This is a genomic window from Cryobacterium sp. Hh11 (assembly GCF_004404045.1).
Classification (GTDB): Bacteria; Actinomycetota; Actinomycetes; order Actinomycetales; family Microbacteriaceae; genus Cryobacterium; species Cryobacterium levicorallinum.
Genome location: NZ_SOHF01000034.1, coordinates 39870 through 54114, shown reverse-complemented (window position 1 = coordinate 54114; position 14245 = coordinate 39870). Strand labels below are relative to the sequence as shown.

17 protein-coding genes are annotated in these 14245 nt (G+C 63.4%); all 17 read right to left on the bottom strand.

Annotation, left to right across the window (positions count from 1 at the left end):
* Positions 1-13 precede the first annotated feature (13 nt).
* Positions 14-295 carry a 30S ribosomal protein S19 gene (gene rpsS / locus E3T46_RS15480; protein WP_092107237.1) on the bottom strand — a complete coding sequence of 94 codons (282 nt, stop codon included), beginning with the start codon at positions 293-295 and terminating at the stop codon, positions 14-16.
* Positions 296-304: 9 nt separating this feature from the next.
* Positions 305-1144 (bottom strand): 50S ribosomal protein L2, encoded by an 840-nt coding sequence (gene rplB, locus E3T46_RS15475; protein ID WP_134579239.1) that lies wholly within the window; start codon positions 1142-1144, stop codon positions 305-307.
* A 22-nt stretch (positions 1145-1166) separates the two neighbouring features.
* Positions 1167-1469 (bottom strand): 50S ribosomal protein L23, encoded by a 303-nt coding sequence (rplW, locus tag E3T46_RS15470; protein ID WP_092107233.1) that lies wholly within the window; start codon positions 1467-1469, stop codon positions 1167-1169.
* Positions 1469-2119, bottom strand: a complete 651-nt coding sequence (gene rplD, locus E3T46_RS15465) for a 50S ribosomal protein L4 (RefSeq protein WP_092451155.1) — start codon at positions 2117-2119, stop codon at positions 1469-1471. The genes rplW and rplD overlap by 1 nt, the downstream gene beginning before the upstream one ends.
* 5 nt (positions 2120-2124) lie before the next feature.
* Positions 2125-2784, bottom strand: coding sequence for a 50S ribosomal protein L3 (gene rplC / locus E3T46_RS15460; RefSeq protein WP_092451157.1), 660 nt, complete (start codon positions 2782-2784; stop codon positions 2125-2127).
* Positions 2785-2792: 8 nt separating this feature from the next.
* Positions 2793-3101: a 30S ribosomal protein S10 gene (gene rpsJ, locus E3T46_RS15455; protein WP_035834607.1), complete on the bottom strand. Its 309-nt coding sequence runs from the start codon at positions 3099-3101 to the stop codon at positions 2793-2795.
* A 491-nt stretch (positions 3102-3592) separates the two neighbouring features.
* Complete coding sequence (locus tag E3T46_RS15450) at positions 3593-4066, bottom strand: hypothetical protein (RefSeq protein ID WP_134579238.1); 474 nt, start codon at positions 4064-4066, stop codon at positions 3593-3595.
* Between the two features lie 197 nt (positions 4067-4263).
* Complete coding sequence (gene tuf / locus E3T46_RS15445; RefSeq protein WP_134579237.1) at positions 4264-5457, bottom strand: elongation factor Tu; 1194 nt, start codon at positions 5455-5457, stop codon at positions 4264-4266.
* Between the two features lie 133 nt (positions 5458-5590).
* Positions 5591-7705, bottom strand: a complete 2115-nt coding sequence (gene fusA / locus E3T46_RS15440) for an elongation factor G (protein WP_134579236.1) — start codon at positions 7703-7705, stop codon at positions 5591-5593.
* 121 nt (positions 7706-7826) lie between these two features.
* Complete coding sequence (rpsG, locus tag E3T46_RS15435; RefSeq protein ID WP_092107221.1) at positions 7827-8297, bottom strand: 30S ribosomal protein S7; 471 nt, start codon at positions 8295-8297, stop codon at positions 7827-7829.
* Positions 8297-8671, bottom strand: a complete 375-nt coding sequence (rpsL, locus tag E3T46_RS15430) for a 30S ribosomal protein S12 (RefSeq protein ID WP_035834602.1) — start codon at positions 8669-8671, stop codon at positions 8297-8299. The genes rpsG and rpsL overlap by 1 nt, the downstream gene beginning before the upstream one ends.
* A 436-nt stretch (positions 8672-9107) precedes the next feature.
* Positions 9108-9866, bottom strand: coding sequence for a spermidine/putrescine ABC transporter substrate-binding protein (locus tag E3T46_RS15425; RefSeq protein ID WP_134579235.1), 759 nt, complete (start codon positions 9864-9866; stop codon positions 9108-9110).
* A 54-nt stretch (positions 9867-9920) separates the two neighbouring features.
* A complete protein-coding gene (locus E3T46_RS15420) occupies positions 9921-10421 on the bottom strand; it encodes a DUF6121 family protein (RefSeq protein WP_134579234.1) in 501 nt (166 codons plus the stop codon).
* Positions 10422-10641: 220 nt separating this feature from the next.
* Positions 10642-11709: a hypothetical protein gene (locus E3T46_RS15415; protein WP_134579233.1), complete on the bottom strand. Its 1068-nt coding sequence runs from the start codon at positions 11707-11709 to the stop codon at positions 10642-10644.
* A gap of 87 nt (positions 11710-11796) precedes the next feature.
* Positions 11797-12483, bottom strand: coding sequence for a type 4a pilus biogenesis protein PilO (pilO, locus tag E3T46_RS15410; protein WP_134579232.1), 687 nt, complete (start codon positions 12481-12483; stop codon positions 11797-11799).
* Between the two features lie 2 nt (positions 12484-12485).
* Positions 12486-13154: a hypothetical protein gene (locus tag E3T46_RS15405; RefSeq protein WP_134579231.1), complete on the bottom strand. Its 669-nt coding sequence runs from the start codon at positions 13152-13154 to the stop codon at positions 12486-12488.
* Entirely contained in the window at positions 13151-14245 is a 1095-nt protein-coding gene (pilM, locus tag E3T46_RS15400; RefSeq protein ID WP_134579230.1) for a type IV pilus assembly protein PilM, read from the bottom strand. The genes E3T46_RS15405 and pilM overlap by 4 nt, the downstream gene beginning before the upstream one ends.

Below are 14245 nucleotides of genomic sequence, written 5' to 3'. Positions count from 1 at the left end.
TCACGTCCCCGCGCTAGCGGCGACGGCCCTTCTTGTCGTCCTTCACGTGTCCACGGAAGGTGCGGGTGGGCGCAAACTCGCCGAGCTTGTGGCCGACCATGCTCTCGGTGACGAACACCGGGATGTGCTTGCGTCCGTCGTGCACTGCGATGGTGTGTCCGAGCATGTCGGGGATGATCATCGAGCGGCGCGACCAGGTCTTGATTACGTTCTTGCTCTTGGCTTCGTTCGCCGCGAACACCTTGCGAAGCAGGTGGTCGTCAACGAAAGGGCCTTTCTTAAGACTTCTTGGCATCGTCTACTCCTACTTACGCTTCTTGCCGACGGTGCGGCGACGAACAATGAGCTTGTCGCTTTCCTTATTCGGGTGGCGGGTGCGCCCTTCCTTCTGGCCCCAGGGGCTGACGGGGTGACGTCCACCGGACGTCTTACCCTCACCACCACCGTGCGGGTGATCGACCGGGTTCATGGCAACACCACGAACGGTCGGGCGAACGCCTTTCCAGCGCATACGTCCGGCCTTGCCCCAGTTGATGTTCGACTGCTCGGCGTTACCGACCTCGCCGATCGTCGCGCGGCAGCGAGCATCCACGTTGCGGATTTCACCAGACGGCAGACGAAGCTGGGCGTAGACGCCCTCCTTCGCGACCAGACGAACGGATGCTCCGGCGGAGCGGGCCATCTTGGCGCCGCCACCCGGACGCAGCTCGATCGCGTGAATGATGGTCCCGGTGGGGATGTTCTTCAACGGCAGGTTGTTGCCGGGCTTGATGTCAGCCCCGGCTCCCGACTCGATGATGTCGCCCTGGCTGAGCTTGTTCGGCGCGATGATGTAACGCTTCGTGCCGTCAATGAAGTACAGGAGCGCGATGCGCGCCGTGCGGTTCGGGTCGTACTCAATTTCAGCGACGCGGGCGTTGACGCCGTCCTTGTCGTTGCGCTTGAAGTCGATCACGCGGTACTGGCGCTTGTGGCCACCACCGATGTGACGGGTCGTGATGCGGCCCTGGTTGTTACGTCCACCGGTCTTGGAGAGGGGACGCAGAAGCGACTTCTCCGGGGTGGAACGCGTGATTTCCGCGAAGTCGGCAACGGATGAACCGCGTCGACCCGGGGTCGTGGGCTTGTACTTACGAATAGCCATTAGTTATCCCTCTGCCTGTCGCTTAGCCGACGGCCGTGAAGATGTCGATGGAGCCAGACTTGAGCGTGACAATGGCACGCTTGGTGTCCTTGCGCTTGCCCATGCCGAACTTGGTGCGGCGAGTCTTGCCCACGCGGTTCAGGGTGTTGATCGAAGCGACCTGCACCTTGAAGATCTTTTCGATCGCGAGCTTGATCTCCGTCTTGTTCGAGCGGGGGTCAACGATGAAGGTGTACTTACCCTCGTCAATCAGGCCGTAGCTCTTCTCAGAGACAACCGGAGAGATGATGATGTCGCGGGGGTCCTTGTTGGTCGCGATAGTCATTATGCGGCCACCTCTTCCTTCTTGGTCTTGCTCTCCACAAACGCGTTGAACGCGGCGGTGGTGAAGACAATGTCGTCGCTGACGAGCACGTCGTAGGCGTTGAGCTGGTCCCACGAGAGGATGTGCACCGTCGGGATGTTGCGAATGCTGCGCAACGTGATCTCGTCGGTACGCTCAAGAACAACCAGCACGTGCTTGCTCGTGGCGATCTGCGAGAGCAGCTCCAGGGCAATCTTCGTGTTGGGGGTCTCAGCCGTGAACAGTGCCTCGACGATGTGCAGGCGGCCACCGCGGGCGCGGTCGCTCAGTGCACCCTTGAGGGCTGCGGCAATCATCTTTTTCGGGGTGCGCTGGTCGTAGCTGCGCGGGGTCGGTCCGTGGACGATTCCACCACCGGTCATCTGAGGAGCGCGGATCGAGCCCTGACGAGCGCGACCGGTTCCTTTCTGCTTGAACGGCTTGCGGCCGGCACCGGAAACTTCTCCACGGCGCTTGACCTTGCTCGTTCCCTGGCGTGCGGCAGCAAGCTGCGCAACAACGACCTGGTGAATGAGAGGAATGTTGGCGGGAACGTCGAAGAGCTCGTCGGGAAGCTCGGCAGAGCCTGCCTTCTTGCCCTTGGCGTCAATGATGTCGAGTGCTGTAGCCATAAGGACTACGCTCCCTTCACTGCGTTGCGAACGAATACGAGGCGGCCACGAGCGCCGGGAACGGCACCCTTGACGAGCATGAGGCCCTTATCGGCGTCAATAGCGTGCACCTTGAGGTTCAGCACGGTTACGCGCTCGCCACCCATACGACCAGCCATGCGCATGCCCTTGAAGACACGGCTCGGGGTCGAAGAAGCACCGATGGAACCGGGCTTGCGGTGGTTACGGTGCGAACCGTGTGAGGAGGAAACACCCTTGAAGTTGTGACGCTTCATAACACCGGCGAAGCCCTTACCCTTGCTGGTGCCCATGACGTCAACCTTGGTGCCGGCAGCGAAAACACCGTCAACGGTGAGCTCCTGGCCGAGGTTGTAGTCAGCGGCATCCGCGGTGCGGAGCTCGGTGATGTGGCGACGCGGCGTGACGCCGGCCTTGTCGAAGTGACCGGCAAGGGGCTTGTTGACCTTGCGCGGGTCGATGGGGCCAGCGGCGATCTGAACGCCGTTGTAGCCGTCGACGGCCTTGGTGCGAACCTGCGTGACAACGTTCGGCGCGATTTCGATGACGGTAACGGGAACAAGCTTATTGTTCTCGTCCCACACCTGGGTCATGCCGAGCTTCTTGCCAAGGAGACCCTTGGTGGTTTTGGTATCTGCGTAAGACATCGCGGGCCCTAGAGCTTGATCTCGATGTTGACGTCGGCCGGAAGGTCGAGGCGCATGAGCGAGTCAACAGCCTTCGGGGTCGGGTCGATGATGTCGATCAGACGCTTGTGGGTGCGCATTTCAAAGTGCTCCCGGCTGTCCTTGTACTTGTGAGGAGAACGGATGACACACACCACGTTCTTCTCGGTCGGAAGCGGCACCGGGCCGACGACTGTAGCGCCCGCACGGGTCACTGTGTCGACGATCTTGCGCGCCGAAATGTCGATGACCTCGTGGTCATACGACTTAAGTCGAATGCGGATCTTCTGTCCCGCCATGTCGAACTCTCTCTCTGTCGAGGCGTCTTACAGACAACGGCACTGTTTGCCGAGGTTGCATTGGACGCCGTAGTAGCACTGCTGCTGAAAGCACCACTGTTCAAATGTCAATTTGATTCACGTACGAATAAACGACGCTCATCATCAACGCCGACTCCCAGAGCAGAACCTGGGGGACGACACGGTTTTACCCACGCCGACCAGATCGTTGATTTATGCTGCGCTCTGCTCCCTGCGGCCTAGCCTGCGATCGTTGCTCTTGCGACAAGTGTTCTTCGTAGAGGGTGGCGCGACTATGCACTGCCTGGCAGTGATTCCGGCGACGCGTAGCGCACACCGAAAGTGTTGAACTAGAAGAGTCTGCCACACAGTTGCCACTTCATGCAACCCGGGCGTGTCGCACGCGTCTCGTCAGCTCGTTCTTATAGGGCGATTCTCAGACGGAGGACCGCGGCCGGCCATGGTCCTGCACTCTGCTGCTCTGTGCGGGGCTAGCCCTGGGCGATGCCGACGGCCACGCGCTCGCTCTGGTCTGCGCAGCTCTTCGCTGCGGATTCGGTCAGCACCCGCTGCGCCATGATCTGGCGTGACGCCTCGGACAACCCCGTTGTGGGGTATTCGGCGAGCACTTTGTTGATGATCTGCGGAATCGACTTGTCGGCCTGCTCCTTGAGGTTGTTGCAGACCAGCACGCTGTAGACGCTGACCGTGCTCGCCACGATGTCGTCGAGGATCTGCTGTTCCGTCTTCGCAGTCGGCGCGGGAGCGGGGGCAACCGTCGGAGTCGCCGACCGGGACGGCGTCGGGATCGCGCTCGGGGTCGGCGTAGCCACTTGCGTCCCGGCGGCCGATTGGGCAGCGGGGGCGGACCCGACCAGTCGCGGCACGATCACCACGGCGAGGATGCCGACCACCAGGATCGCGATCGCCATCAGGATGCGCATTTCGAGCTTAGATATCTGCATGGGCAGACCATAACCGGAAACTGAGGATTTTGCAGGGAACCGAACGCAACGCCATCCGCCGGAACCCAGACCCTGGCATCCTCGCGACGAGCGGGGCCGAGGTATCCGTCTGCAAAGTGCCGACAGCCGCGTGGGTACAAAAAAGGGGTCGGGCCCGAAGGCCCGACCCCTTTCAGGAGATCAGTAGGTGAAAAAGACTACTTGATGATCTTGGTCACCGTGCCGGCGCCGACGGTGCGGCCACCTTCACGGATAGCGAAGCCGAGGCCCTCTTCCATGGCGATCGGCTGAATCAGCGCGACAGTCAGGTCGGTGGTGTCGCCAGGCATAACCATCTCGGTGCCCTCGGGCAGCGTGATGACGCCGGTGACGTCCGTGGTGCGGAAGTAGAACTGCGGGCGGTAGTTCGCGTAGAACGGGTTGTGACGCCCACCCTCGTTCTTGCTGAGGATGTACGCGGTGCCCTCGAAGTCGGTGTGCGGCGTAACCGAACCCGGCTTGACGACGACCTGGCCGCGCTCAACGTCTTCGCGCTTGGTGCCACGAAGAAGAAGTCCACAGTTCTCGCCGGCCCACGCCTCGTCGAGCTGCTTGTGGAACATCTCAATACCGGTAACCGTGGTCTTCTGCGTCGGGCGGATGCCGACGATCTCGACCTCAGAGTTGATCTTGAGGGTTCCACGCTCGGCGCGGCCCGTAACAACGGTGCCACGGCCGGTGATCGTGAAGACGTCCTCGATCGGCATCAAGAACGGCTTGTCCTTGTCGCGGATCGGGTCGGGGATGAAGTCGTCAACGGCCTTCATGAGCTCAAGGATGTTGGCGGTCCACTTCTCGTCGCCCTCAAGCGCCTTGAGTGCGGAGACCTGGATAACGGGGGCGTTGTCGCCATCGAAACCCTGGCTGGAGAGAAGTTCACGAACTTCGAGCTCAACGAGCTCCATGATCTCTTCGTCGTCAACCATGTCGGCCTTGTTCAGCGCGACCATAAGGGTCGGCACGCCGACCTGCTTGGCGAGAAGAACGTGCTCACGGGTCTGAGCCATCGGGCCGTCAGTAGCGGCAACCACGAGGATTGCGCCGTCCATCTGAGCAGCACCGGTGATCATGTTCTTGATGTAGTCAGCGTGGCCGGGAGCATCGACGTGCGCATAGTGACGCTTGTCAGTCTCGTACTCAACATGCGAAATGTTGATCGTGATGCCGCGCTGGCGTTCTTCCGGAGCCGAGTCAATCGACGCGAAGTCGCGCTGAACGTTGATCTTGGACGGGAACTTATCGGCAAGAACCTTGGAGATCGCTGCAGTCAGCGTGGTCTTTCCGTGGTCAACGTGACCGATCGTTCCGATGTTTACGTGCGGCTTTGTCCGCTCGAACTTGGCCTTGGCCACTGTGGGTCCTCCTCAGGACTCGCGTGCAAATTCACGGCCGCCGTTATGAACGGCCGGTATGCGCTGGATGTGTCTACTTATGGTACTCGGGCCAGGTGGCCGAAGCGATTCGGCCCGAAGGCCAGAATAGGGGCTATTCGCCCTTGTTCTTGTTGATGATCTCGTCGGCGACTGCCTTCGGGACCTCCGCATAGCTCTCGAACGTCATCGAGTACACCGCACGGCCTGAGGTCTTCGACCGCAGGTCACCGATGTATCCGAACATCTCCGACAGTGGAACGTGAGCGCGAATTACCTTCACGCCCTGCGCATCCTCCATGGTCTGGATCTGCCCACGACGCGAGTTGAGGTCTCCGATTACGTCACCCATGTATTCCTCAGGGGTGCGAACTTCGACCGCCATCAGCGGCTCGAGCAGAACGGGGTTCGCCTTACGAACGGCTTCCTTGAAGCCCATCGATCCGGCAATCTTGAAGGCCATCTCCGAGGAGTCAACGTCGTGCGCAGCGCCGTCAAGCAGGCTGGCGCGAACGCCCACCATCGGGTAGCCGGCCAGGACGCCTACGCGAAGCGCATCCTGGATTCCAGCATCCACCGAGGGGATGTACTCACGCGGGATACGGCCACCGGTGACCTTGTTCAGGAACTCGTACGACTTCTCAGCAGTGATTTCCATCGGCTCGATCGCGATCTGAATCTTCGCGAACTGGCCGGATCCACCGGTCTGCTTCTTGTGCGTGTAGTCGTGACGCTCAACGGACTTGCGGATCGTCTCACGGTACGCGACCTGGGGCTTGCCGACGTTCGCCTCAACGTTGAATTCACGCTTCATGCGGTCGACCAGGATGTCCAGGTGAAGTTCACCCATTCCCTTGATTACCGTCTGGCCAGTTTCCTGGTTCTGTTCGGTACGGAAGGTGGGGTCTTCTTCGGCGAGCTTCTGAATGGCGAGGCCCAGCTTTTCCTGGTCCTGCTTGGTCTTCGGCTCGATCGCGACCTCGATAACCGGGTCAGGGAACGTCATGGACTCCAGTACGACCTGGGCGTTCGGGTCGCACAGGGTGTCGCCCGTGGTGGTGTCCTTGAGGCCGATGACCGCGTAGATGTGACCGGCGGTCACGAAGGCCACCGGGTTCTCCTTGTTGGCGTGCATCTGGAAGATCTTACCGATGCGCTCCTTCTTGCCCTTGGTCGAGTTGATGACCTGGGCTCCGGAGTCGAGACGGCCCGAGTACACGCGAACGTAGGTGAGGCGACCGAAGAACGGGTGCACCGCAACCTTGAACGCGAGAGCCGTGAAGGGCTCCTCGGCGTCGGGGTGACGCATGATGACCTTCTCTTCGTCGCGCGGGTCGTGTGCCTCAATGGCAGGCACGTCGAGCGGCGTCGGGAGGTAATCGATGACAGCGTCGAGCATCGGCTGAACGCCGCGGTTCTTGAATGCAGAACCACAGAGAACCGGGTAGATGTCGCTGTTGATGGTGAGCTTGCGAATGGCGCCCTTGATCTCGGCAACCGTCAGCTCTTCGCCGGCGAAGTAACGCTCCATGAGGTCGTCGTCGGTTTCGGCAACGGTCTCGAGCAGAAGCTTGCGGTACTCGGCAGCCTTCTCGACGAGGTCAGCGGGGATCTCTTCGATGGCGTACTTCGAGCCCATCTCCACGTCACCCTTGGAGTCGCCACGCCAGGTCAGTGCACGCATCTGAACGAGGTCGACAACACCCTCGAAGTCAGACTCTGCACCGATCGGCAGCTGGATGACCAGCGGCTTCGCGCCGAGGCGCTTAATGATGGTGTCGACCGTGAAGTAGAAGTCAGCGCCGAGCTTGTCCATCTTGTTGACGAAGCAAATGCGGGGAACGTCGTACTTGTCGGCCTGACGCCACACGGTTTCGGACTGGGGCTCAACGCCCTCCTTGCCGTCGAACACGGCAACAGCACCGTCGAGGACGCGGAGCGAACGCTCCACCTCCACGGTGAAGTCGACGTGTCCGGGGGTGTCGATGATGTTGATCTGGTTGTTGTCCCAGAAACAGGTCGTCGCAGCGGAGGTGATCGTGATGCCACGTTCCTGCTCCTGCGCCATCCAGTCCATCGTCGAGGCGCCGTCGTGGGTCTCGCCGATCTTGTGGTTGACACCCGTGTAGAACAGGATGCGCTCAGTCGTGGTGGTCTTGCCAGCATCAATGTGAGCCATGATGCCGATATTGCGGACCTTACTCAGGTCGGTGAGCACGTCAAGTGCCACGGGGGTCCTCCAGCGGGTAGGGGTGGGTCATGCGGAACAGGGCCGTAAGCATCCGCTTCTCAGCGAGGCAGGCGCGTTTACACGCGCCTGCCTGCTGACCAGGAATGCTCGATGGAGCTAGCTACCAGCGGTAGTGAGCGAAGGCCTTGTTCGCTTCAGCCATCTTGTGAGTGTCTTCACGACGCTTGACAGCGGCACCGAGGCCGTTGCTCGCGTCGAGGATCTCGTTGGTGAGGCGCTCGGTCATGGTCTTCTCGCGACGCGCCTTGGCGTAGCTGGTCAACCAGCGCAGGGCCAGCGTGTTGGCGCGGTGCGGCTTGACTTCGACGGGCACCTGGTAGGTGGAACCACCGACGCGGCGCGAACGCACCTCGAGGGTCGGACGGACGTTGTCGAGTGCCTTCTTCAGCGTGACAACGGCATCCAGCTCGTTCTTGGCGGACACTCCGGCGAGGGCATCGTAAACGATGCGCTCGGCGAGGCCCTTTTTGCCATCGAGAAGGATCTTGTTGACGAGCTGGCTGACGATGGGTGCACCGTAAACCGGGTCGGCAATGACAGGGCGCTTGGGAGCGGGTCCTTTACGGGGCATTACTTCTTCTCCATCTTTGCGCCGTAGCGGCTACGTGCCTGCTTACGGTTCTTGACGGCCTGGGTGTCCAGTGCGCCGCGAATGATTTTGTAACGCACACCGGGGAGGTCCTTAACACGGCCTCCGCGCACGAGCACCATGGAGTGCTCCTGCAGGTTGTGGCCCTCGCCGGGAATGTAGGCGGTGACCTCGGTGCCGTTGGAAAGCTTGACGCGGGCGACCTTGCGAAGAGCCGAGTTCGGCTTCTTCGGGGTGGTGGTGTAGACGCGGGTGCAAACGCCGCGCTGCTGCGGGTTGGACTTCAGGGCGGGAGCCTTGGTCTTGGTGACCTTGGGGCTACGGCCCTTCCTGACCAACTGCTGAATGGTGGGCACTAATTACTCCTTGATATTGCTGCACGGTGACAGCTTTGTGATGGTTAGCATTCGACTTAGCTCTTGCGAGTTAGGTCGAGTTCATCTGGACCCGCTTGAACCCACACGATTGCTCGCGCGTGTTTTGGTGGGTATGCCGTGGGGGCATGGCCTTCGACCAGCCCTACATGTGTGGAATCTCGCACCTGTGCTCTCAGGAGGGCATAATTCAGGCGCACGACAAAGCGCACACCCGGTAATTCTAGCCCGGCGGGGCCTTGACGGTCAAATGGGTTGTGCCCCGCGTCGCAGGTGCCGCCGCGCGCCCCTTCTCCTGCACTTCTACTTCCCGGGCCTGGGCCCGGTCGCTGGGCCCATGATCTATCGTGGGCCCGGTTTCCGGGCCCGGGCCCGGTCGGTATTTACCCCTCGTATTAGAGCGGATGCGCGGGCTCGGCTAGGGATTGCGCGGCCACAGCGGGGAGTCGAGGGTGCTGTCGAGGTCGGCGAGCAGGGCCTGCACCTGGGGCTCGACGTGCTCGGCGATCGCGGCGAGCAGGCGAGGCTGCTGTTGCCGGAGTTGGGCACAGACCCGGCGGCCGACCTGGGTGGCGAACTCGTCGGCGAGGCCGATTTCTACCCGGAGGGCGGCCTTTTCTTCGGGGGTGAGCGGCGGGAGGGGCTCCTTTGCTGTTTCGTCTGGGTCGTGGTCGACCTGGGGGTTCCGGCCGGGACCTTGACCGGGTTCGGACTCGAAGTCACCGCCCGGGGCGGCAGGCTTGGGGTCCGCAGGCGGTGAACCGGGGGGTTCCAGGCCGGCGAGCTCGCTGAAGGTGAAGAGGTAGGGGGCATCCACTGCCGGTTGCGGGTCAAGGTCGAGCCCGCGAAATTCCGGCTCGAGCCCTTCGGCCGGGCGATACGCCTGCGCGGATTGACGGCGCTCGCTCAGGTTGAGTTCGTGCGCGAGCAGCGGGAGGTTGCGCTCGGTGTATTCATCCACCGATGCATCGATGACGATCTTCATGCGCATGGAGAGGGCGTGCTGCACGACGTGGGGCACGTCGACGGCGAGTCCGGCCGACGCGATGATCGGCGAGCCGAAGCACTGACGGCAGAGCCGTGCGCGGCCGCGGTGCGTTGCGGGCCGCCACCGGGTGATCCAACGCAGCCAGTTCTCAACCTCATGGTTGACGCGCGATTCGATGGACCCTTCCATACTGCACAAGGGTACTCGACCGGCGTTACCCGCGACATGCCACGAACGACCCCATCATCGGGGCTCGTTGTCGTCGTCCTTCTGCCAGGGCCACTCGGGGGTGCCGGATCCGTCGGGCTTGGCCAGCAGCACGACGAAGTAGAGAAACGCGATGAGCCAGCCGCAGACCGCGACGGAGATCGCGAAGGGACTCGTCATCTCGCCGCCGATGAAGATTACCGAGCGAAAGAGTTCGCCGGCGCCGAGGCTGTAGAAGACTCCCCCGAAGACGCAATAGGCCAGGTAGGCGGCGATTCCGGCGAGGAAGATCGGCAGCGGCGGCACCTGGGTGAGGCGCTCGGGCGAGCGCAGCACTGCGGAGAGAATGACCCAGACCAGGGCGAGGACCGCGGTCGTGACCATGAGGGGGCCGAGGAGGGCACCGGCATCCGTTTCGTTGATGACGTCGCGATTGAGCAGCAGGCTGAGCACCCCGAATGACGCCACGATGAGGGCCACATAGAGGACGACCGAAAAGGCCGCCATGGTGATCGCGTACTTTCGGTATTCCCGCATGGCTCTAGCGTAGGCCCGCGGGCGCAGCGCGAGCCGCCGTACACGGTGCAGCGAAGCGGATGCCGCGGCTGGTGTGAAGACCGGGCCCCTCTGAACCCAGGCCCAGTTTATAAACTGGGCCCACGGCCGGGGCCCGGGCCTTGCCCGTCCACCGGAGTCCTGTCTGCACAGCACGAAGCCCCGACCACCCCCTGGGGCGGCCGGGGCCAAAAACAGAACGTTACGGGCGGGTGGGGTGCGGGCCGTCGGCGAGCAGGCGCTCGTACTCGGTGCGGGCCTCGAGGTTGCGGGCGGTGACGCGGCGTCCGCGACGGGCGATCCAGGCGCCGGCCCAGATCGGAACCTCGCGGGCGATGAGTCCGGCGGCGATCGCGCCCGGGTTCAGCCAGAGCGAGGACACGAAGCGACTGAGGTCGGCAGCACCGACCGTGTCGGCCGTTCCATCGAAGACGAGGCCGAGCAGGGCCCCGCCGATGTAAGAGAAGTAGACGACGACGGCGACGATGAATCCGAACAGCACGTACGCCCACCAGCCGCCCCGGTTGACCAGAGCGATCAGTCCGACATAGGCGAGGAAGAAGAACAGGATGGGGATGTAGAAGACCGGCAGAGCGGCAAAGGTGGTGAACCCGGTCACGGTCGCGGCGACGCTGGTGCTGGTCACCCCGATGATGATGAAGGCGGCTGCAGCGTAGAGCAGGGCGAAAACCACCGTGGCGAGCAAGGCGATCAAGATGCCACCGCCCCGGTTGCTGCGCAGGCGCGGCTTGGTCGGCGCCTGCACGTAGATCGGCGACTGGGCTGCGGGCGCGGCGTAGGCCGGAGCAGCAGGCGCGTCGACCGGCACGTCATCGACCGGCACAGTGGAAGCGGCGGCGGGCGTTCCGACAACGAGGGGAGCCGACGCGGTGACCACGGGTTCTGAATCGATGGCCGTGCTCCGGGCCGGCACGGTGGCCGCCGGAGTATAGGAGTCGGCGTAGTCGTCGGCGAGGCTCGGGGCGGCAACGTCGGCCGATGCAACCGGCTCGGCCGTCGACATCGGCGACAGGTTGCGAGAATTCGCCGAAGCGGTCGCGGCATCGGCACGTTCGGCCGCGCTCAGGTTGGCATTGATGGCGTCATAGTCGATGACGAGGGGCTCCTGCACCGGCTCAGGCGAAGCTGCCTCCGCTGAAGGTACCTCTGCAGGCTCCGGCACGGCATGCCCGCGAGCGGTCTCGTCGGGCGACGCCGTTGCATCCGTTTCAGAATTCTTCTTGCCGTCAAGTGGCGTGTTGTCGCTCATGTTGAACTCCTCGTGGCCTTCGCCGTGACTGGCTTTTATTGTACCAAGGGCACGGCAAATGCCACGGAGACTCGGCGTGCCGCGCCATTATCCAACGGATGTCGTCGCCGCTACCAGCGAATACACCAGTCCAGAGATGGTCGCGTCCACCAAGGTCTCTTCGCCGGAGGCCTGCGCCGTATCGATCCCGTGCACGAGGAACAATCGGCTCCCGGATTGCACACTGGCGACGAATTCAAGCACCTGTGCGTAGGTTCCCGTCACGGTGATCTGAAGCGGGAAGGCGGCAAAGTTGCTCTCCGTGATCAGCGCGACGGGCGCTGGCGTTGCAGCCTCCGCGGCCGAAGAAGCTGCCGCAGACGCGCCTTCTGAATCCGGCGCAGCCGACCCAGTAGAAGTCGCAGCCGCCGGAACCTCGGGCAGCACAGGCACATAGGCCTGCGCCTCGGTCACGGTCATTCCGGTGAGGGTGAGACCCACCGCCTGGGCCTGGGCGTCGAGCTGGTCGACGAAGGCCGGCATGGCCGAGCCGCTCGGCACGGATTCGTCGAGCGCCTCAGCCGTCGCGGTCAGCACGTCCAGGTCTTCGAAGTCGTGCTTGAGGCGGGAGAGCAGGGCGACGTGCCCGGCATTCGTGCTCTGCACGGCCGCCCGGCTCGCGTCGGCGGCGTTCATGCTGTCGAGCTGCGGCTGCACTCCGAGAAGCACGCCGAGAACGACGATGACGCTCGTCACCAGCACCGAACCGATGAGCCAAAGCTTGTTCTTGTCCATAGCTAGTCCTTTTTCGGCGGGTCGAAGCGGTGCGCGAACGCCACGTCATTGACGTGCATCGTGATGGTGACGGTATAGCTGCCCAAGTTCTGGTCGAGCGAGACCGAGCCCGGCAGCGCGTCGGCAAAGCCGTCGAGCGTACTGAGCGCGTTCAGCCAGGCTGGAATGTCCGGCAGCACGGCGCTCGTCGCGGTAAACGACACGGTCGCCACCCGCAGTCCCTGCAGCGGTGCGGTCGCCTGGGTGTATGCCGCGAACGGGGTCGCCGAATCCACCTGTACCGTGCCGATCGCGACGCTGCTCGGCAGGGTGCCCTGCACTGCGTCGAGGTAGCCCTTCCAGTCAATTTCAGTCGAGGCGCCCAGCTGCTGCGCCGCTTCGCTTAGCGCGATCTGGTGTTGCAAAGACCGCACGGCGAAGTACTTGCCCTGTTCGGTCAGCAGGGTTTCGGTGCGGGCCTGCTCGGTCGCGAGTTTGGTTTGGGCGCTCAGCGCGAGCGCCGTTGACGCGCCGACTGCGAGGGCGACGAGCACGGCGATGCCCGTGACGCCGAGGGCGAGGCTGCGCCGTTGCCGCTGGCCGCGCCGCTCGGCTCGCACCTCCGGTGGCAGCAGGTCGACCCGTTGGTCGCCGCCGATGACGGGCACATCGTCGTTCGAAGCGCGTCTCATGCTGCACGCCCGAGCGCGAGGCCGAGGGCCACGGTGTAGGCGGAGCCGCTCAGCCGCAGCGCTTGAGCATCGATAACGGATGCGAGACCCACCGTTGCGAGCGGATCCCCCCGGGTCACGCCGAGGCGGGTCAATTTCGAGACCGCCTCGGCCAGGCCGGGAAGCTCGGCTCCCCCACCGCTGAGTACGATGGCCGACACTGGATCGCTCGGTCGGGTGTTGGCGAAGTAGCTGAGCGTGTTGACGATGCTGCCGAGCTGGTCGTGCATGGTGTTCGCAATGATGCGGGCGGCTGCCGCTTCGATCGGGCTGGAATCCGGCACTGCGGCGTCGAACAGCACTGCGGCGGCGGACGATTCGGTCGCGGCCGGCAGACCGACGCGACGTTTCAGCTGCTCGGCGGCGGCGGCATCCGTTTGCAAACCGTCGCTGAGAGCCTGGGTGAGATCGTTGGCTCCGGTGGGGATGATGCGCACGAACTGGGGTACACCGTTGCGGGTGATCACGATGCTCGTGGTCGTCGCGCCGAGGTCGATGACGGCCACAACGCCGTCGATGCCGGGGCGGGTGACCAGCAGGCGGCTGACCGCGAAGGGGATCAGGTCGACGTCGATGGTTCTGAGTCCCGCCAGACGCACCGCGGAGACATTGGCGACGACGGCCGCCTTGACGGCAGCGATGAGCAGCCCGTTCACGGTTGGGCCGTGCTCGGTCGTCGACTCCGAGATGGGATAGAAGTCGAGCAGTGCGTCGGCGACCGGTACTGGCAGCAGGTCCTGCACCTCGAACGGGAGCGCCTGTCGAATGCGCGCGAGCGACATTTTGGGCACGCTCAGGTCGCGGGCCAGCACGCGCTGGTTGCCCATGCCGAGCACTACCTGGCGGGAACGGAACCCACCGCCAGACCACAGCGCTTTGAGCGCGGCGGCCACCGTATTCGGCTCGATCACCTCGCCGGCGATGACGGCTCCAGGCGGCAGCGACACCTCGTGATAGCGCAGCAGCATCGGCCGGGGCTTGCCGGGACCCCGCACCTCGACGGCGCGCAGGTGCGCGGTGCCGATGTCTATTCCGACGATGCTCTGAGCCAC